Annotated in this window: 17 protein-coding genes and 1 tRNA gene; 2 read left to right on the forward strand and 16 right to left on the reverse strand. The window is 40.1% G+C overall.

All coding sequences use genetic code 11. The features are described from left to right. Window positions 1–62: 62 nt before the first annotated feature. Both ACKGJN_RS00130 and ACKGJN_RS00135 read left to right on the forward strand, forming a co-directional pair. Entirely contained in the window at window positions 63–1,616 is a 1,554-nt protein-coding gene (locus tag ACKGJN_RS00130; RefSeq protein ID WP_409537395.1) for a protein adenylyltransferase SelO, read from the forward strand. A gap of 69 nt (window positions 1,617–1,685) precedes the next feature. After that, entirely contained in the window at window positions 1,686–2,144 is a 459-nt protein-coding gene (locus tag ACKGJN_RS00135; protein ID WP_409537396.1) for a hypothetical protein, read from the forward strand. 306 nt (window positions 2,145–2,450) lie between these two features. Here ACKGJN_RS00135 and ACKGJN_RS00140 read toward each other — a convergent pair whose 3' ends face one another. From ACKGJN_RS00140 to mraZ, 16 genes are all read right to left on the reverse strand, one after another. Then, the gene (locus tag ACKGJN_RS00140; protein WP_409537397.1) at window positions 2,451–3,158 is read right to left on the reverse strand and encodes a phage integrase SAM-like domain and Arm DNA-binding domain-containing protein; all 708 of its coding nucleotides are present in this window, start codon (window positions 3,156–3,158) and stop codon (window positions 2,451–2,453) included. A 224-nt stretch (window positions 3,159–3,382) separates the two neighbouring features. Beyond that, a tRNA-Arg gene (locus ACKGJN_RS00145) sits at window positions 3,383–3,459 on the reverse strand. Between the two features lie 67 nt (window positions 3,460–3,526). Then, on the reverse strand, window positions 3,527–3,976 hold the full coding sequence (locus ACKGJN_RS00150; RefSeq protein ID WP_409537398.1) for a GatB/YqeY domain-containing protein: 450 nt from the start codon (window positions 3,974–3,976) through the stop codon (window positions 3,527–3,529). A gap of 105 nt (window positions 3,977–4,081) precedes the next feature. Beyond that, window positions 4,082–6,058, reverse strand: a complete 1,977-nt coding sequence (gene ftsZ / locus ACKGJN_RS00155; RefSeq protein WP_409537399.1) for a cell division protein FtsZ — start codon at window positions 6,056–6,058, stop codon at window positions 4,082–4,084. A gap of 36 nt (window positions 6,059–6,094) precedes the next feature. Continuing rightward, the gene (gene ftsA / locus ACKGJN_RS00160) at window positions 6,095–7,441 is read right to left on the reverse strand and encodes a cell division protein FtsA (protein ID WP_409537400.1); all 1,347 of its coding nucleotides are present in this window, start codon (window positions 7,439–7,441) and stop codon (window positions 6,095–6,097) included. Window positions 7,442–7,444: 3 nt separating this feature from the next. Continuing rightward, window positions 7,445–8,161 (reverse strand): cell division protein FtsQ/DivIB, encoded by a 717-nt coding sequence (locus ACKGJN_RS00165; RefSeq protein WP_409537401.1) that lies wholly within the window; start codon window positions 8,159–8,161, stop codon window positions 7,445–7,447. Further along, window positions 8,151–9,506 (reverse strand): UDP-N-acetylmuramate--L-alanine ligase, encoded by a 1,356-nt coding sequence (gene murC / locus ACKGJN_RS00170; protein ID WP_409537402.1) that lies wholly within the window; start codon window positions 9,504–9,506, stop codon window positions 8,151–8,153. Before murC ends, ACKGJN_RS00165 begins: the two co-directional genes overlap by 11 nt. Before the next feature lie 11 nt (window positions 9,507–9,517). Then, window positions 9,518–10,612, reverse strand: coding sequence for an undecaprenyldiphospho-muramoylpentapeptide beta-N-acetylglucosaminyltransferase (gene murG, locus ACKGJN_RS00175; protein WP_409537403.1), 1,095 nt, complete (start codon window positions 10,610–10,612; stop codon window positions 9,518–9,520). Then, window positions 10,609–11,811 carry an FtsW/RodA/SpoVE family cell cycle protein gene (locus ACKGJN_RS00180; RefSeq protein WP_409537404.1) on the reverse strand — a complete coding sequence of 401 codons (1,203 nt, stop codon included), beginning with the start codon at window positions 11,809–11,811 and terminating at the stop codon, window positions 10,609–10,611. The genes murG and ACKGJN_RS00180 overlap by 4 nt, the downstream gene beginning before the upstream one ends. Window positions 11,812–11,846: 35 nt before the next feature. Further along, window positions 11,847–13,190 (reverse strand): UDP-N-acetylmuramoyl-L-alanine--D-glutamate ligase, encoded by a 1,344-nt coding sequence (gene murD / locus ACKGJN_RS00185; RefSeq protein WP_409537405.1) that lies wholly within the window; start codon window positions 13,188–13,190, stop codon window positions 11,847–11,849. Window positions 13,191–13,391: 201 nt separating this feature from the next. Further along, complete coding sequence (gene mraY / locus ACKGJN_RS00190; protein ID WP_409537562.1) at window positions 13,392–14,624, reverse strand: phospho-N-acetylmuramoyl-pentapeptide-transferase; 1,233 nt, start codon at window positions 14,622–14,624, stop codon at window positions 13,392–13,394. 35 nt (window positions 14,625–14,659) lie between these two features. Then, window positions 14,660–16,123 (reverse strand): UDP-N-acetylmuramoyl-L-alanyl-D-glutamate--2,6-diaminopimelate ligase, encoded by a 1,464-nt coding sequence (locus ACKGJN_RS00195; RefSeq protein ID WP_409537406.1) that lies wholly within the window; start codon window positions 16,121–16,123, stop codon window positions 14,660–14,662. Beyond that, entirely contained in the window at window positions 16,120–18,126 is a 2,007-nt protein-coding gene (locus tag ACKGJN_RS00200) for a penicillin-binding protein (protein WP_409537407.1), read from the reverse strand. The genes ACKGJN_RS00195 and ACKGJN_RS00200 overlap by 4 nt, the downstream gene beginning before the upstream one ends. 2 nt (window positions 18,127–18,128) lie before the next feature. After that, a complete protein-coding gene (locus ACKGJN_RS00205) occupies window positions 18,129–18,449 on the reverse strand; it encodes an FtsL-like putative cell division protein (protein WP_409537408.1) in 321 nt (106 codons plus the stop codon). A 48-nt stretch (window positions 18,450–18,497) separates the two neighbouring features. Further along, window positions 18,498–19,394 carry a 16S rRNA (cytosine(1402)-N(4))-methyltransferase RsmH gene (rsmH, locus tag ACKGJN_RS00210; RefSeq protein ID WP_409537409.1) on the reverse strand — a complete coding sequence of 299 codons (897 nt, stop codon included), beginning with the start codon at window positions 19,392–19,394 and terminating at the stop codon, window positions 18,498–18,500. Further along, window positions 19,381–19,848, reverse strand: a complete 468-nt coding sequence (mraZ, locus tag ACKGJN_RS00215) for a division/cell wall cluster transcriptional repressor MraZ (RefSeq protein WP_409537410.1) — start codon at window positions 19,846–19,848, stop codon at window positions 19,381–19,383. Before mraZ ends, rsmH begins: the two co-directional genes overlap by 14 nt. Window positions 19,849–19,943: the final 95 nt, after the last annotated feature.

Raw genomic sequence — 19,943 nt, forward strand, 5'->3', positions numbered from 1 at the left:
TATCTTTATAAGGCTGGATTTTTTCCTGTATTTATTCAGCAAATCCATAAAATTTAACCGCCATGCAAAGCTTAAAGGATTACCACTATAAAAATGAATTCACTTCTGCTTTTCCAGGCGATGAAAGCGGAGATCTTTCTCCACGTCAAACTCCCGGCGCACTTTACAGCAAGGCGATTCCTACTCCTGTTTCAAAACCGGAATTATTGGCCTGGACAGAAACCCTGGCTGAAGAACTCGAAATTTCCTATCCTGAAGATGAAGATATCAAAATTCTTGCAGGAAATAAGGTCACGGCCCGTATGCATCCATACGCCGCCTGTTATGCCGGGCATCAATTTGGAAACTGGGCAGGACAATTGGGAGATGGCCGGGCTATAACTCTTGGAGAATGGGAACATAATGGAAAGCCTTATGAACTCCAGCTTAAAGGAGCGGGACCAACAGCCTATTCGCGAAGTGCAGATGGCAGGGCTGTCCTGAGATCTTCGGTAAGGGAATATTTGATAAGCGAAGCAATGCACCACCTGGGAGTTCCCACTACCCGTGCGTTAAGCCTTGTTACCACGGGGGATAAAATCCTTAGGGATATGTTTTACGATGGGAATGCGGCATATGAACAGGGTGCAGTTGTAATGAGGGTTTCAGAAAGCTTTTTGAGATTTGGAAATTTTGAGATCCTGGCTGCAAGAAAGGAAATAGAAAACCTTCAAAAACTTGTTCACTGGACCATTGAAAGATATTATCCACATATCACCGGAACGCAGAAAATAATCCCCTGGTTTAAAGAAGTGATTGAACGAACCGCGCAGTTAATTGTGGAATGGCACCGGGTTGGTTTTGTACATGGGGTTATGAATACCGATAATATGTCCATCCTGGGACAAACTATAGATTATGGACCATTCTCCTTTTTAGACGATTATGATCCGGGATTCACGCCAAACACCACCGATCTTCCCGGCAGGAGATATGCTTTTGGAAACCAACCCTCCGTTGGACTTTGGAACCTCCGCCGACTTGCAACGGCCCTCAATCCTCTTTTTGAAGATTCCGCCGAACTGGAAGAAGCCCTTAATACTTATGAAGATATCTTTTGGAATAAGTATTATAAAATGATGGGTAACAAACTCGGCCTGGATGAAGTAAAAAAAGAGGACAAAATGCTGATCTCTGATCTTGAAGAAATTCTGGCTAAAATTAAACCAGATATGACAATCTTCTATCAGCTGCTTATGGATACTCCGGAAGACCTTTCCGAAGTAGAACAGCTAATGCAGCATTTTGGGGAATGCTTTTATACGGAACCGCAAGCTGAAATGAAAACCACACTTCTGGCATTGCTAAAAACCTATTCTGTAAGGCGGAAAACAAATAAAATAAGTGTTTCAGAGACGAAGGAGTTGATGCGGAAAACCAATCCCAGGTTTATTCTTCGGAATTATTTACTGCATCAGGCCATTGAAGAACTGGAGCAGGGAAAGAACGAATTATTTGAAAAACTGCGAACTGCGCTGAAGGATCCTTATTCAAATAAATTTGATGAATTTCTGAAAAAACGCCCGGATTGGGCTACCAAAAAAGCCGGTTGTTCCATGCTTAGCTGTAGCTCCTAAGGAGCAAAATAAAATTTATTTTGTATATTTAAAGAACGCATTTTTACTAACCCGTTAAATCTTACTGGTATGAAAACGCACTTTAATCTTTTGCTGGCAACAGGATTATTATTCTTCATTTTTACCAACGACATCAATGCCCAGATCCTGCAAACTCAGGTAGAAATTATTGAAACCTATGGGGAGCCGTTTTCTTCAGGCATTTCCAGGCAGGGTGAGAAGTACCTTTTTTACAAAATACCCGTCAACACAGAAGCAAGCGGCACGTATAACCAGGGTTGGGTTCTTTACCTTAAAACCTTTAGTGACGGATCTGAGGTTTGCTATAAATTTAAGATCGTAGAACCAAAATCAGAGACAAATTATAACATCACCTCATTTAACAGAGATCTTGTACAAACCGATGATATGAAGTGGAAGGATCATGCAAGGGGAATTACGTACACGATAAAAGAAGTTAAAGGCGTTTCCCTGATCACTGCCGAGTATGACAACGAGGTGAACCTTGCCAAAGTTTATAAATTATAAACCCTGCCTGCCTCCCTTTTCCTCAAGTCCGCTTTAAATGGAATTTCATATTCCGAGTAAATTCACCTTCCCGTCCCTCCCTACTCTTCTCATTTTCATAATTGAATTACTTCCGGCCCTCAAAGCAATTACCTTTTTATAAGGCGAAATAACAAAATTTATTAGTTAGTCCAGACTGCATAAAGCCGGTCCCTGCGTTCCCTTATTATAAGTCTTCCCTAATTCTAAATTTCGGATTACAAATAGCATCAAAAAAGGTAACAGTGACGACTCTACAAAAACCGAATTAATGAAATCGTACAGAACCTACAAATTGGATAGTTCGTTGGGAGATAAAAACTCTCTTTCTCTTTTCTCAAAAGTGTTTTTCCACCTGATGAAAGGATCTTTATCCAACCATTCCATATGGTAAGCCAGCGTAACCATTTTTCGCAACCGCTGAATATGCTTCATAACGGTATTATGTTTCATCGCCTTCGGATGGCCTTTTGGATAATACGAATTAAGAAAATTCTCGAAATCACATAGAAACTTATAATCCAGTTCTTTAAGATATAAATCCGGAGTTTCACGTTCCTTATTAAGGAATTTAAAGATATAATTTTCTGTGATTCCATAATTTCTGATAGAACCCGCAGCGTGCGTGCTTGCTATCTTCTTGGAATGGTATTCAATAAGGTTTTGAAGAGATTTAGAATTCTCATCTTCTCCCAAGTAGTTAGCCTTAATTAACTGGGCAGTAACTTTCTTACCCTTTGAAGTTAATTCCTGATAACATTGAAAAAGTCGGGATTGTGCAGAATCCAGATGTAGATTTAATTGTTTTGCCTTAGCAGTGCTGCCCTTGGCTCTTCTTCTTTGGAAATCCCATAATTCAAGGGAAATTTCCCGTTTTAAACTAACAAGAACCCTTTTTTGGTTGACCGTAATTCTTGCATAAATAAGACCGTCGTTAATTTTTTCATTTTTTGGCTTTACCCAAAAATGTACTGAAAATGTGTTCGTAGTTCGCATTGCTGTCATCTTTAAATTAATAGTTAGATGAAGTCAAATCAACAATACAAATTCAAATATCAAATTACCCATAAATGTAACCTCAGGTTACATTTTAAAAATCAGGTATCCTTTTAGGTTACATTTTAATTAAATTTACATAAAATAAAAGGAATATCCAAAAACCTAAAAAACCGCGCTAATCCTAAGATTTGCGCGGTTTTGATGCTATTTGGTAATAGCTTTGGTGACCCCGGAGGGATTCAAACCCCCAACCCTCAGAGCCGAAATCTGATGCGCTATTCAGTTGCGCCACGGGGCCAAAAAATTCAATATTCAATATTCTCTTCTCTCTATTCTATTTTCTATATTCTCTATTCTAAACAAACCTAACTCAACTTCTTCTTTACTATCATCGAAATCGTCTTCCCATCTGCCTTACCTGTAAGTTCTGTGGAAGCGATGCCCATTACTTTACCCATATCCTTCATCCCCTCTGCACCAGTTCTTGCAATAATATCTTCAACTTTTGCTTCAACTTCAGCTTCACTAAGTTGTTCCGGCAGGAACAAACTTATTACAGCGGCCTGGTCAATTTCCGGTTGAGCAAGATCTTCTCTTCCCTGTTCTTTATAAATAACGGCGCTGTCTCTTCGCTGTTTTACCAGTTTCTGCAGCAATTTTAACTCTTCTTCCTCTGCCAAACCTTCCTTGGAAGCACTTTTTGTTTGAGCCAGTAAAAGCTCGCTTTTAATAGCACGTAATGCCTCCAGCTTTAAGGTATCTTTCGCACGCATAGCAGATTTCATCTCGGTCATTACTCGCTCCTGTAAACTCATAAGTCTTCTATTAATAAGGACTGCGAAGATAAAAATAAAACCCGAAATCCTTCAAAGAATTTCAGGTTTTATACCAAAAGGGAACCAGGGGGGTAGAAAATAAATTTAATCTACATTATCGTGAAGAAATGAATTATTGCTTCTAAATTTTAATTCGTCGTTATCTCCATTGCCCAAAGTAGTTCTGGACAGTTTTTCGTCTCCATGCCTGGAGTTTTCCAATTCTATTCCGGCTCGTTTATAGGCTGGTTGTTTTTCAATTTCATCCAGTTGCGCTGCATTGCTTCTAAATTTATAATTGAAATCTTTCATTTTTTTCCTTCTTTCTGCTGCTCTTTCTATTAAGCTTTCAGAAATTGGGTTGTCAAATGGGTCTCCACCCTGCTCTTTTGAAGGTTCCCCTTGAGTTTCAGGCGCAAGGGTTTTCTTTTCAAAAACAATATCCTCTTCTTCTTCAGCTTTCTTCGGTGCAGGTTTGGATTTTTTAAGCATTTGCTCCACTTCCATGTAATCATCTAAACTATATCGCTTAATGCCAGTAGAAGAATTTTCGGTAACTGGAATAATTTCAATAGGCTCATTGACTTCCATCTCCCTTGCAGTATCATTTAAATCATGAACCACTTTTTTACTCTGTGGCTGCTGAATTTTCTGAACCGGTTTCTGATTCTTCTGCTGATCCTGTGACGGGGTTTTCATTTCCTCTTTTTTACTTATCGGAAAATCAAAAGTGAACATAAATTGATCTTCGCTTTCTTCGGAATTTTCTTCAGAAGTCGAAGCTTCCTTATCCTGTACTCCTTCCGAAGTATCTGTAATTAGAAAATCATCTTCTGCTCCGTATTTCACATCCTCGTAGACCACGTCCATATTGCGGGCGCTGGGAGGAGTGCTTAAATCCTCTTTTACAGCCTGTACCTCATTTTCATCCTCTTCCTCCAGCGAATGGACTATTTTAGCTTTTGGAGCCGGTTGTTTTATTTCTTTTGAAGAACCTGCATTGGGATTGTATTTTTGACCAAAATTATGCTCTGCCCGTTGCTCATCTTCCAGGGTATGGATGATCTTTTTGGTTTCGGTATTTACTATCTCATTCTGTGTCTCCACATTAAATCCCGTAGCGATAATAGTTACCGCGATAGAATCTTCCAAACTTTCGTCTTCCCCAACCCCCATAATGATGTTTGCACTATGACCGGCTTCCTGCTGAATATGGTCGTTGATTTCACCTATTTCGTCAATTGTGATCTCTTCTCCTCCTGAAACGATTAGCAGTAATACGTTCTTGGCGCCTTGGATCTTATTATCGTTCAATAAAGGGGAATCCAGTGCTTTGGAAATAGCATCGCTCGCACGGCTGGCACCTGAAGCGGTTGCAGATCCCATAATGGCGGTTCCGCTATTGCTCAATACGGTTTTAGCATCCCGTAAATCGATGTTTTGCGTATAGTGATGCGTTATAACCTCCGCAATTCCGCGCGAAGCGGTTGCCAAAACCTCATCGGCCTTGGAAAAACCTGCCTTAAAACCGAGGTTCCCGTAGACTTCCCTAAGTTTATTGTTGTTGATCACAATAAGGGAATCTACCTGCGCCCGAAGTTTTTCAACCCCAATTTGCGCCTGCTCATTCCTCATTTTACCCTCAAACTGAAAAGGAATGGTAACAATCCCTACCGTGAGAATATCCATTTCCCTTGCCTGTTTGGCAATGATTGGTGCAGCTCCAGTTCCGGTACCACCTCCCATTCCGGCCGTAATAAATACCATTTTGGTATTGGTATCCAGCATTCGTTTGATCTCGTCAAAACTTTCAATTGCTGCCTGCTCCCCAACATCGGGGTTGGCTCCTGCTCCTAATCCTTCAGTAAGGCTTACACCCAGCTGAATTTTGTTAGGAACCATACTGTTGTCCAAGGCCTGGGCATCGGTGTTGCAAATAACGAAATCTACCCCTTTAATTCCTTGCTGGAACATGTGGTTAATTGCGTTGCTTCCGCCACCGCCTACGCCAATGACCTTAATTACGTTCGATTGGTTTTTCGGTAAATCGAATGCGATGTTTTCGAATTCTGTACTGCTCATAAATCCTGATTTACTGGTTCTATATTTCTTGCTCTCTTATTCTGCATTGTCTAAAAAATCTTTAAACTTCTCTGCCCATTTATCAAAAATGCTCTTTCTAAAGGGCTTCTGTTTTTTCTCGTCACTGTTTTGATCTCCTTCCTCCATCTCCTCCATTTGAGGATCAATTTCCGATGATTTGTCAGGCTCTTTAAATTTCACCTGTTCCTGAAACTGTGACTTTTTATGTTCCAGGCTGTTCAGCACCAAACCTACGGCTGTCGCATATAGCGGGCTCGTGGTTTCTGTATCACTGTTCCCGGCTAAATGCTCGTTTGGATATCCTATCCTGGTATCCATTCCCGTAATATATTCTGCCAGTTGCTTTAAATGCTTCAGCTGTGCACCCCCACCGGTGATCACCATTCCGGCTATCAACTTTTTCTTTTGCTCTTCGTGTCCGTAATTCTTGATCTCGAGAAACACCTGCTCTATGATCTCCACCACGCGTGCATGAATCACCTTTGAAAGGTTTTTAAGGGTGATCTCCTTAGGCTCTCTTCCTCTTAATCCAGGAATAGAAACGATCTCATTTTCCTTATTTTCCCCAGGCCAGGCCGATCCGAATTTTATTTTCAGCAATTCTGCCTGCTTTTCAATGATGGAACATCCTTCCTTGATATCTTCTGTGATCACATTTCCCCCAAAGGGAATTACCGCTGTATGGCGAATGATCCCATCTTTAAAAATGGCAAGATCTGTTGTTCCGCCTCCTATATCGATCAGGGCTACACCGGCTTCCTTTTCTTCCTGACTTAAAACCGCATTTGCTGAAGCTAAAGGCTCCAGGGTCACTGCAGAAAGTTCCAAACCTGCACTTTTTACACAACGGCCAATATTCCTTATCGAGGAAACCTGCCCAACTACAACGTGAAAATTGGCTTCCAGTCTCCCGCCATACATTCCTATGGGTTCCTTTATTTCTGCCTGTCCATCCACTTTAAATTCCTGTGGCAACACGTGTATAATTTCCTCTCCCGGAAGCATAACCAGTTTATGAACCTGGTTGCAAAGGGTGTGAATATCATCTGCATCTATCACCTCATCCGGATTTGGCCTGGTGATATAATCGCTGTGCTGCAAGCTCCGTATATGCTGCCCCGCTATCCCAACTACAACATCTTTTATTTTTAAACCAGAATCAGATTCTGCTTCCTGTATTGCGAGTTGTATAGATTGTATTGTTTGGGTAATGTTGTTCACCACCCCGCGGTGCACTCCCATACTTTTGGATTTTCCAATCCCAATGATCTCTACCTTTCCATATTCGTTCTTACGACCAATCATGGCCACTATCTTTGTGGTTCCTATATCCAGCCCTACTGCAATGTCGTTCTCTTCCATACCTTATTTTTTAGTGCAAACAACCTGATTTCCAAATTGTAGATCCACCATTTTGTAAGTACTTAATATTTCGTCTTTATGTGCTTTTTTATAAAAAGCTTTAAAATTGTTGAATTTATTTTCTATCCGTTCAATTTTTCCAAAAAAGAGGTCAAAATCCATTTTTCTAACCTCCAATTGATAAATACCGCCAGCCAACCTGCTAATTGCGGTGACGTTTTCCGTCAAAAACTCATCGGAACTTATATATTTTATCAATGGATACACCTCATTAAAATCGCTTTCAGAAACCCCCTTTAATACGGGAACCCTCGCTGAATAGTTTGGTGAAAGCGGCATTTTCTCACCAAGCCTGTCTATGTAAAAGGCTGGTTTACCGAGAACTCTGCCAATTGGTCGCCGCTGACTGATCCTTGTTTTTAAAGTCCCATTCAGGGTTATATACACCTCGGCATTTTCAATCATCGCGTGATTATTCAATATGGCTTCTACTCTATTCAAATCTAAAGTTTCTTTACCTACATTTTCAACAGCTAATTCATTTTGTATTAACAATTTATTAACCGCCTCCTCAGTAAGATACAGGTTCTCGGTTTGGGTAAATTGAACCTCCAAATGGGACAATTCCCTAATTTCATTTCGCTTTTCCGCAAACCCAAATAGGAACACAACAAGCCCTATTACGATTATTGCCTTTATGTAGTTATACTTAATTTTCATCCTTCAGCATTTTTTCCACTTCCAGCACCATTTCTCCAATATCCCCTGCACCCATCATCACAACGATCTCGCAACCGGCATTTTTTATTTCTTCGGAAAGCTGATCCCTGTTAACCAGTTTCTTGTCTTGATTTTTTATTTTACCCAATAACCATTCTGAAGTGATTCCTTCAACAGGAATTTCCCTGGCAGGATAAATGTCCAGCAACCTGATTTTATTGAATTTACTGAGACTTTCAGCAAAATCATCGGCAAAATCCCGTGTACGGCTATACAGATGTGGCTGAAAAATTGTCATAACTTTTTTCCCCGGATGCATTTCCCTAACGGCCTGGTGTACTGCGGAAATCTCGGTGGGATGGTGTGCATAATCATCGATTAAAACCAACTTATCTGTTTTGATTCGGTAGGAAAACCGCCGTTTTACCCCTTTGAAACTATATAAAGCCCCAGCGAGTTCACCGGTTGGGGAACCATAGTGAATAGCCATCGCAAGGGCTGTTATAGCATTCTGCAAATTATGTTTGCCGGGTAGATTGCATTGTAAATCTCTTAGTATAGACGTTGGAGTTTTTAAATCGAAATGATAGGCTCCGTCCTTTATTTTTATATTGATAGCGGTATAATCTGAATCATCATTGATACCAAGCGTAATGCCCGGAAGTTCCAATTCGCTTTGCAGGAATAAGGTGCCATTTTCCTGAACCAATGCAGCAAAATCCTTAAAGGATTTGGTCAATTCTTCTGCAGTGCCGTAAATATCCAAATGATCTGCATCCATGGATGTTATCGCGGCTATATTTGGCGATAAATTCAAAAAAGAGCGGTCAAATTCATCAGCCTCAACCACCATGACCTCATTTCCATTCAGAATGAGATTGCTTTGAATATCTTCACTTATACCTCCCAGAAAGGCGGTTACCTTAGCACCGGTTTCCTTCAGCAAATGACCTAAAATAGCAGTAGTTGTAGTTTTTCCATGAGTTCCGGCCACCGCAAGAGTAAAAATCCCTTTGGTGATCATCCCAAGTACAACTGCCCGTTTTTGTATCTCAAAGCTATTTTCAAGAAAATACCGATTCTGTTTGTGATCTTTAGGAATGGCCGGAGTATAAACAATAAGCGTACTTTCCTTGGCCATAAATTCCTTCGGAATTTCTTTTACTTCATCCACATAGTTCACCTTAACCCCTTCCGCTTCCAGACTTCTGGTAAGGGGAGACGGAGCTTTATCGTATCCGGCCACATTCCTGCCATTGGCATTGAAATATCGCGCCAGGGCACTCATTCCTATTCCGCCGATGCCGATAAAATAAAGGTTTTGTATGTGGTTTAAATCTTGCAAATTTTTATAATTTATTGTTTTATCAATTTTTCAACTTCATCTACAATTGCTGAAGTTGCATTTGGCAAAGCCAGTTTTTTTATATTTTCTGACAATTCCTGCTGCAGGTTTTCCGATTCCAACAAGGAAAGGATGGTGTCTTTAAATTTTTCAACAAGTTCCTCTTCCTTTAAAACCACCGCGGCTTTTTTATGCGCAACGGCCATCGCATTTTTTGTTTGATGATCTTCAGCTACATTCGGCGATGGAATAAAAAGCACAGGTTTCCCAACTATGCAAAGTTCTGAAACACTGCCGGCCCCGGCTCTGGAAATAATAACATCTGTCGCGGCATAGGCCAAATCCATTCTGTTTAAAAAAGCATGAGTTTGAACCAGATCATTTTCAAATTTTTTATATTCCTCGTAATAAAGAGAACCGGTTTGCCATATTAACTGCACATTCTTCTCTTTAAATAAAGGTTGAAAAGCCTCTATTAATTGGTTCACCCTTCTGGCTCCAAGACTTCCGCCTAACACCAGTATTGTTTTCTTATTTTCCTTCAGCTTAAAAAAGCTTTGTGCTACATTCCTTTTTTCAGAAATTCCAAGAATATCCTGCCGTACCGGATTTCCTGTTTTTTTGATCTTTCCGGCAGGAAAAAACCGCTCCAAATTGTCGTAAGCAGTGCAAATAACAGTTGCGTGTTTTCCCAACAACCTGTTTGTGATGCCCGGTAGAGAATTTTGCTCCTGAATAAGTGTAGGAATATTTTTGGAATTTGCAACTTTCAGTAAAGGACCACTTGCAAATCCACCAGTTCCTATCACAACATCGGGATTAAAATTCTTAAGTATTTCATTGGATTTCCATAGGCTGCTTGCCAGCTTTAATGGAAAACTCAGATTTTTCATGCTTAACTTCCGTTCAATTCCTGTGATCCATAATCCTTCGATCCTATAACCCGCCTGTGGAACTTTTTCCATTTCCATTCGGCCTTTTGCTCCCACAAAGAGAATTTCCGCACGTGGAAACCTTCGCACGAGCTCGTCGGCAATAGCGATGGCAGGATAGATATGGCCACCTGTCCCGCCTCCTGAAATTATTATTTTCAAATGCCCCTTCATATCGCTTCACTTAAAATATCCAGTGGATTTTCCTCTTCTTTTTCTTTTTCTTCTGAAAGTTTTTGCTCTTCTCTTTTTGAGCTTACACTCAACACAATTCCAAGGGCAAGGCAGGTCATCCAAATAGAAGTTCCACCGCTGCTTACCATTGGCAAAGTTTGTCCGGTAACCGGAAATAATTCTACAGCCACCGCCATATTTACCATCGCCTGAAAAACAATTGGTAACCCTACCCCCATCACCAGCAATTTTCCGAAGACACTATTGGCCTTTGTCGCCACAATCACAATTCTGAATAACAACAATAAGTATGCAGACATCACTCCAAAGCCGCCAATCAACCCCATTTCTTCCACGATAATTGCGAAAATAAAATCTGAAGACGACTGAGGCAGGAAGTTGCGCTGAATACTTTTTCCAATTCCCGCTCCGGCGATACCTCCCCGCGCAATTGCGATCTTGGCTTTCTCTATTTGATAATCGGCCTCTGTGTCTTCATCATTGGAAAAATTTTCGATTCTGCTGGTCCAGGTATCTACCCTGTTTGGCAGCAATCCGGGGAATGCTTTGGCTGTCAGCACAAAAATGCTAAGCAACAGCAACCCGGCTCCCACGATAACTCCTATGTATTTCAAGGGATAGCCTCCTAAAAACACCAAAGCGATCACCATTGTAAAAATGATGGCGGTTGTGGAAAAATTTGCCGGTAAGATCAATGCCAGCACCACAAAAACCGGCATCCACAAAGGCAGCAGGGTTTCGGTGAAAGTGACTGTTTTATCTTTTATCCTTGTTAAATACCTTGCCACATAGGTCATTAGCACTACCGATGCCAGAGTTGACGACTGAAAAGTGACACCCACCACCGGAATCTGTATCCAGCGGCTGGCATTGGAACCTTCTATAGTGGTTCCCTGGGCAATGGTATAAATAAGCAAAACAACTACTACCGGAAGCAGCAAAATAGACAAGCCCTTAAAATAATGATAAGGGATTTTATGTACGGCGAATAACAGGCAGAACCCCAGCAATAAATGGAAAAAATGAACTACCAGGTAATTGAAGGTGCTTCCATCTCCATATAAATAGGCAATATTACTACTTGAACTATACACCGGCAGAAATGAAAATATCGCCAACAATGCGGTGGTAGCCCAAATAACTTTATCTCCTTTTATATTTGCAAAGATGTTGTTCATTCGTATCCTTTAAACTGTTTTTTATATTATACTGACTATAAATTTCTTACTGCATCTTTAAACTGTCGACCGCGGTCCTCGTAATTCTCAAAAAGATCAAAACTCGCACAAGCCGGGGATAATAATACCACATTTCCCTTTTCGCCTATTTTATATGCTATTTTGATTGCCTCTTCCATGGACTGCGTTTCAACCATAATATCAACACAATTCCCAAAGGCTTCAAAAATCCTGGAATTATCTACTCCAAGACAAATAATTGCTTTCACCTTTTCATTTACCAGTGGCAATAATTCAGCATAATTATTTCCTTTGTCAACACCACCCACGATCCAAATAGTTTCAGATTCCATGCTCTCCAACGCGTAATAGGTTGCATTGATATTGGTTGCCTTAGAATCATTTATATAAAGCACATTGTTGATTTTAAGCACTTTTTCCAACCTGTGTTCCACAGCCTGAAAACCTTCCATGCTGGCACGGATAGTTTCTTTACGAATCCTTAATAAATTTGCTACTGTAGAAGCAGCCATCGCATTTTTGGTGTTGTGTTTCCCTTCAAGTGCTATTGATGATGTTGGCATAATAAATTGGGTGTTTAGGGTATTTATTTTAATATTATTATCTTCTAAATAAGCTCCTTTTTCCAGTTTCTTCTGAAGTGAAAAAGGCAATTTTTGAGCTCTTACTGAATGGGTCTTCATCCATTCTGAAATTATTGTATCGTCTGCATCGTAAATAAAAAAATCCTCTTCAGTCTGATTTTTTGTTATTCTGAATTTTGATGCTACATATTCATCAAGGTTGTAATTATACCTGTCCAGATGATCCGGGGTGATATTGGTTAAAACAGCGATATGTGGTTTAAAATCCACGGTCCCGTCCAGCTGAAAACTGCTTAATTCCAGCACATAAAAGTCAAAGTTCTCTTCGGCCACCTGTTTGGCAAAACTATCTCCTACATTCCCGGCGATTCCCGCAGAGATCCCGGCATTTTTCAAGATGTGGTGTATCCATTTAGTGGTGGTGGTTTTCCCGTTGCTTCCTGTAATGGCAATGATCTTTGCATCGGTATATTTCGAGGCAAATTCAATTTCTGAAACCACCGGAATACCCTTTGAGACCAGATTTTTTACTATGGGTGCAGCATCCGGAATTCCGGGGCTTTTCATAACGATATCCGCATCCAGAAGTTTAGACTCCGTATGTCCTCCTTCTTCCCACTCCACTTTTAACTCATCAAGGACAGCTTTGTATTTTTCCTTAATTTTTCCAAAATCCGACACAAACACCTCAAAACCTTCTTTTGAAGCCAAAATAGCCGTTCCCGCCCCGCTTTCGCCGGCTCCAAGAATTGCTATTTTTTGTTTGTGATTCATTTTATGTTTTATGTTTTGGATATTCTTTATTCTATCCTCTTTATTTCCAGTATGCTTTTTTAGCCAAGAATACACGAATATTTTTTTGTCTTTTTTTCTTGGCTCTTGGCTCTTGGCACTTGATTCCAATCTCAATTTTCACCAAAAAAAAGTCTATTCTCTATTCTCTTTACTCTATTTTCTCAAATCTCAAATCTACCCCTACCTCAGCTTCAAAGTCACCACCGTTACAATTGCAAGGAAAATCCCAACAATCCAGAATCGAACTACGATCTTGCTTTCATGATATCCCTGCTTCTGATAATGATGATGCACCGGAGCCATAAGAAATATGCGTCTTCCTTCCCCGTATTTTCGTTTAGTTATTTTAAACCACATTACCTGCAGTACTACAGAAAGGTTTTCTACCAGAAAAATTCCGCAGAGAATTGGGATTAGTAATTCCTTTCTGGTAGCAATAGCCAATACAGCGATAATTCCGCCAATTGTCAAACTACCGGTATCCCCCATAAAAACCTGGGCCGGATAGGTGTTATACCAAAGAAAACCTACCAGTGAACCTGCAAAAGCGGTTATAAAAATTGTCATTTCCCCGGAACGCGGGATATACATTATATTCAGATAGTCTGAAAATATGATGTTTCCCGAAACCCATGCGAAAATTCCCAGGGTTAGAGCAATAATCGCAGAAGAGCCGGCGGCCAGGCCATCGATTCCATCGGTAAGGTTTGCACCGTTTGAAACGGCAGTCACAATAAAGATCACGATAGGAATAAAAATAAGCCAGGCATAATTTTTAAGAGCAGGGTCTATCCAGGTAATCAGGCTGGCATAATCAAACTCGTTATTTTTCACAAACGGAATGGTAGTGGCTGTACTCTTTTGCTCTTTTCCTGTTGAAACCGCTTCATCTTCTATAACCATTTGATTTGTGAAAGCAGGAATATTGGTTTCCTCCTTTACCGTAATACCCGGATGAAAATACATAGTACCTCCCACAATAAGCCCTAAGCCTATTTGACCTATTACCTTAAATACCCCTTTAAGTCCCTCTTTATCTTTTTTAAATGTTTTAATGTAATCGTCTATAAATCCTATCGTTCCCATCCAAAGTGTGGTAATTATAAGCAGGATTACATAAATATTCTCCAGTTTTGCGAAAAGCAATACCGGGATTAGGGTTGAAATAATTATAATAATACCACCCATCGTTGGCGTTCCGGCCTTTTCACTTTGCCCCTTCAATCCAAGATCTCTAACGCTTTCCCCTACTTGTTTCTTCAACAGATAATTAATGATCTTTTTTCCAAAAATAGTAGATATTGCAAGCGACAAAATGATAGCCATAGCAGATCTGAAAGAAATAAATTCAAACAAACCAGCCCCGGGGAGGTTATAATTCTTATCTAAAAAATCAAATAAATAGTATAACATATCTTCTATCAATAATCCATTTTACCGGATCTTATTTATTTTTCAAGCTGGCTTAAAAAGCCGGTTACTATTTTTAAATCGTCAAAATCATTTCGCACTCCATGTATCTCCTGGTAGGTTTCATGTCCCTTTCCGGCGATGAGAATAATATCATTTGGTTTGGCCAGTTGACAGGCTGTTTTAATGGCCTGCCCTCTGTTAACAACAGTCATTGTTTTTTTGAAGTTCTGAGGTTCAACCCCTGCTTCCACTTCTTCCAGGATTTTTTCAGGATCTTCTGTTCGCGGATTGTCACTGGTAAAAATTACCCGGGTGCTTAACTCTGAAGCTATATGTCCCATAATGGGCCTTTTTGTCTTGTCCCTGTCTCCGCCGCAACCTACAACCGTTATCAATTCCTCGTTTTTTGTTCGGATGGAATTTATTGTTTCCAATACATTCTTAAGAGCATCGGGAGTATGCGCGTAATCTACAATTGCAGTGACCTTTTGTTTGGAGATCACATATTGAAACCTTCCGCTTACCGAATTTAATTCACTTATAAGACGAAGATTTTCCTGTGTTTCCAAGCCTAAAAGTTCCCCGACGGCATAAATGGCTAAAATGTTATAGGCATTAAAATTTCCTATAAGTTTTGACCATAGATCGTGTCCGTTCACTTTCAGCAATAAACCGCTAAATTGATTTTCCAGGATCTGCGCATTATAATCTGCATAGGATTTTAGGGCGTAGGTGTATTTTTTGGCTTTTGTATTCTGAAGCATTATCTCCCCGTTCTTATCATCTGCATTAACCAATGCAAAAGCAGAAGCCGGAAGCTGATCAAAAAATAATTTTTTCACATCCCTGTATTCCGCAAAGGTTTTATGATAGTCTAAATGATCATGGGAAAGGTTGGTAAAGATCCCGCCTGCAAACTGCAATCCGGTGGTTCTTTCCTGAGCAATTCCATGAGAACTAACCTCCATAAAGCAGTATTCAACGCCCTCGTTATTCATTTTCTTTAAATAAGAATTTATGCTCAGGGAATCGGGGGTGGTATGCGTTGCAGGATACGTGGTTTCCGCTATTTTAATATCAACTGTGGAAAGCAATCCTACTTTATAGCCTGCTTTAGTAAACAAATGATATAATAAAGTAGCGATGGTGGTTTTTCCATTGGTACCGGTTATTCCTATAAGTTTTAAATTTTCGGAAGGGTTGTCATAATAATTGGCAGCCATAAAAGCCAGTGCTTTTTGAGAATTTTCAACCTGAACATAGGTAACGCCATTTACAATATTCTTAGGCATCACTTCACAAATAATAGCCAAAGCTCCCTGATTAACCGCCTTTGAAATGTATTCATGCCCATCTGAAAGAGTTCCTCTCACGGCCACAAAAACATCGTTGAATTCCACTTTTCGGGAATCAAACTGGACCGCATGAATTTGAACTGAAGTTTGTCCAACAACAGCTTCCATTGAAACCTTATATAATATGTCTTTTAGTACTTTCAACTTAAACTAAGTGCTACTTTTTGATTATTCTTAATTTTTTCTCCCGGAGGAACCGACTGGTTTTTCACATTCCCGTTCCCTTTTATTTCCACCTGTAAGCCAAGGTTTTCCAGCAAGGAAATTGCATCCATAACCGGCATTCCCACAACATTTGGCATAAGTTTTTTTTCTTCCCTGGAGGCTGCAAAATATTTCTCAAAATCTTCAGAAATATCGGCATGATTTACTTCCAGCGATTCCAGTTCATCCTCTACCGGCGTATCTGTATAAATTTTTTGAGCGATTCTTTTAAAAACAGGTCCGCTAACATCTGCGCCATAATACCCGATACTGTTCTTGGGCTTATGGATAATTACGATACTGGTATACTTCGGATTTTCAGCAGGAAAATATCCTACAAAAGAAGAGATATAGCGCCTGTTCGAAGCCCAGTCATCCATCCAGTATTCGGTTTGTGCCGTTCCGGTTTTACCTGCCATTGAAAAATTAGGGGAGTACAAACTTTTTGCAGTACCGTGTTCAACCACATTTTTAAGCAATGCCTGAACCTTGTCGATAGTTTCCTTAGAGCAAATTGCAGGATTGATAATTTCCAGGTCGTTCCGAACAATGGTTTTATCCCATTCCTTGATCTCCTTAATAAATCTTGGTTTCACCATTACGCCGTCATTTGCAATGGCATTATAAAATGTGAGGGTTTGCAATGGAGTGATTTGGATACTTCCATATCCGTAAGCCATCCAGGGAAGGGAAATCGCCGACCATGTTTTATCTCCCGGACTTGGTATATACGGAGTCCCTTCTCCTTTTATAGAAATGCCGAGTTTTTGGTTAAGATTCATCCTGTTAAGACCATCTATGAATTTTTGAGGATTGTCCTTATAATTTTCATAGATAAGCTTTACGATCCCAACATTTGAAGAGACTTCAAACGCCTTCGCCGCCGTAATCTTTCCATACCCACCGTGTTTTGAATCCCTTACTTTACTCCTTCTTATGGTCATGATCCCATTTTCGGTATCTACCACAGTACTGGTATCTATCACTTTATCTTCCAGGGCAACAACCAAAGCCATCAGTTTAAATGTGGAACCAGGCTCGTGGGTTTCACCTACTGCATAATTCAGCTTTTCAAAATAAGTACCCTTGGAGGTTCTTCCCAAATTTGAAATAGCTTTAATCTCTCCGGTCTTGGTTTCCATAACCACCACAGTGCCGTGATCTGCCTCATATTTTTCCAACTGTGCCAACAATGCGTGATGTGCTATATCCTGAATATTAACATCTATGGTAGAAATAACATCATACCCATCTTTAGGCTCTACTTCATTATTATCACTAATAGGTTTCCACTGGCCTTTGGCAATTTTCTGCTTTAGCCGGTGCCCGTCTGTTCCCTGTAAAAAAGGACTAAAAGCCCCTTCAAGCCCCACACGGGTGGAATATCCCTGTTCATCTTTCCTGTCATAACCAACGGTTCTGGCAGCCATTCCTCCAAGAGGGTGCTCCCTAACTGTTCGTTGCTCTGTAATCATTCCTCCTTTATAAGTTCCCAGATTGAACATTGGAAAACTCTTCACTTTCAAATATTCTGAATAGCCCAAACCTTTTGCAATAAAAAGGTAGCGGTGTTTGTTCACCCTTGCAGTGCGCAGGGTTTGCGACCAATGGGATTGAGTTTTACCCAACATTGCTGCCAAACTTTTTGATAGTGCACCTATATTTTCTTCAAAATTTTTATCGGAAACAGTAACCGCATCAAAACGGATATCATACTTAGGGATAGAGGTCGCCATTAGATTCCCGTTCACATCATAAAGATTCCCCCTGTTGGCAGGAATGGTGAAATTTCTGAAGGTTCGTTCTTCTGCAAGCTGATTGTATTTATCACCTTCCACAAACTGAATGTTGAGCAACTGAATGGCTATAGCAACTGCAAACACAAACAGGATTCCTGCTACAAAATACAAACGGTTTAATATGTGCTTTTCGGTTGTTGCCACAGTTAGTCTTCAGTTATTTTGATTTTTATCTTGTATGGGGGCGTTTCAGAAGGCTTCACTCCCCTGTTCGACATTTTAGCGGTAAGGGTGGATTCCATCTTGAGTTTCATCAATTCCGATCTTTTTTCCACAAACTCACTTCGCAACTCCCGCACTTCATTATTTAATTTGGCAATTGAATGCACTTTACGCTCTGCGCTATGAGAAAAGGCGATCATCACAATAGCCAAAAAGGTGCAGAAAACTATAAACCGCCAATTCTTAAAAGCATCATTGCTTATAAGAAAATTCGCTTTTAATATCCCGTAGATCCCTTTTTTCATTTCCCTTTTATTTCTTGTTCAGAAAAAAATCCAATCGACAATTTAAGCTTACAGCTTTTTAGCAATTCGAAGTTTAGCACTCCTTGCCCTGTTATTTCTATATATTTCTTCAGCAGTAGGGACAATAAGTCCGCCCACTTTTTTAAATGGAACCGATATATTTCCGAAGAAATCCTTTTCCGGTTCGCCTTCAAAAAGACCACTTCTTATGTACCTTTTCACCAGCCTGTCTTCCAAAGAATGGTAGGAAATAAGACTCAACCTTCCTCCCTTTTTTATAAGCTCCTCGGTTTGCAGTAAAAACTCTTTTAAAGCTTCAATTTCCTGATTAACCTCAATCCTGATAGCCTGATATATTTGAGCCAGTATTTTATGTTCCTTCTCCTTGAATAATATAGGCCGAAGGATTTCATTCAATTGTTCACTGCTTTCTATAGGAGCTTCTGTTCTTGCTTTTACGATTTCTGAAGCTAACCTTGGAGCATTCCGCAAATCGGCATACTCATAAAACAGCTTTTTTAAATGTTCCTCGTCGTATTCATTGATCACCTCATAGGCACTCAGGCTGCTTTTTTGATTCATCCTCATATCCAGTTTAGCTTCAAAACGTGTAGAAAAACCGCGTTCTGCCACATTAAACTGATGCGAAGAAACCCCAAAATCGCCTAAAATTCCGTCAACTTCCTTTACTCCGTAAAATCTTAAAAAGCGTTTTATGAATCTGAAATTTTCATTTATAAGCGTAAACCTGGGGTCATCAATTTTATTTTCAAGCGCATCAAGATCCTGATCGAAGGCGTAGAGCTTTCCCTTTTCACCCAATTTGCTAAGGATCAACTTAGAATGACCACCGCCACCAAAAGTGACATCCACATAAACACCGTCCGGTTTTATGTTTAGCCCATCTACAGACTCCTCAAGCAATACGGGGTTATGATATTCCATCTGATTCATCATTTCCCATGACGTCTTCGGCCAGATCGGCAAAATCATCGGCCGCAGCGTCTAGGGCATTTTCATATTTATCTTTATCCCAAATCTCTATAATGTTGATTGCCGAAGACAAAACAATCTCCTTATCAATTTCAGCAAAACCTACAAGGTCTTTTGGGATCAATAACCTTCCGTTGGCATCAACTTCCACGGTTTTTACACCTGCAGTAAACCTCCGGATGAAATCATTATTTTTCTTTTTGAAACGGTTCAACCCATTCACTTTTTGCATAAGCTTATTCCACTCTTCCATTGGATAGAGTTCCAGACATGGCTGAAAAACAGAGCGTTTCAACACAAAACCATCCTGCAAAAGTGGGGACAATTGCTTTTTTAATGCTGAAGGAACCATCAAGCGGCCCTTAGCATCAACTTTACATTCGTATGTCCCTATCAGGTTTACCACTTCATTTCTTTAAGTATCAAATATATTGAAATTATTACCACTTTCTACCACTTTCTACCACTTTGTTGATAAGTTTCTCCACCTACTTGACTGAA

This window comes from Gillisia xinjiangensis (genome assembly GCF_046298265.1).
In the GTDB taxonomy this organism is placed as follows: Bacteria; Bacteroidota; Bacteroidia; order Flavobacteriales; family Flavobacteriaceae; genus Gillisia; species Gillisia xinjiangensis.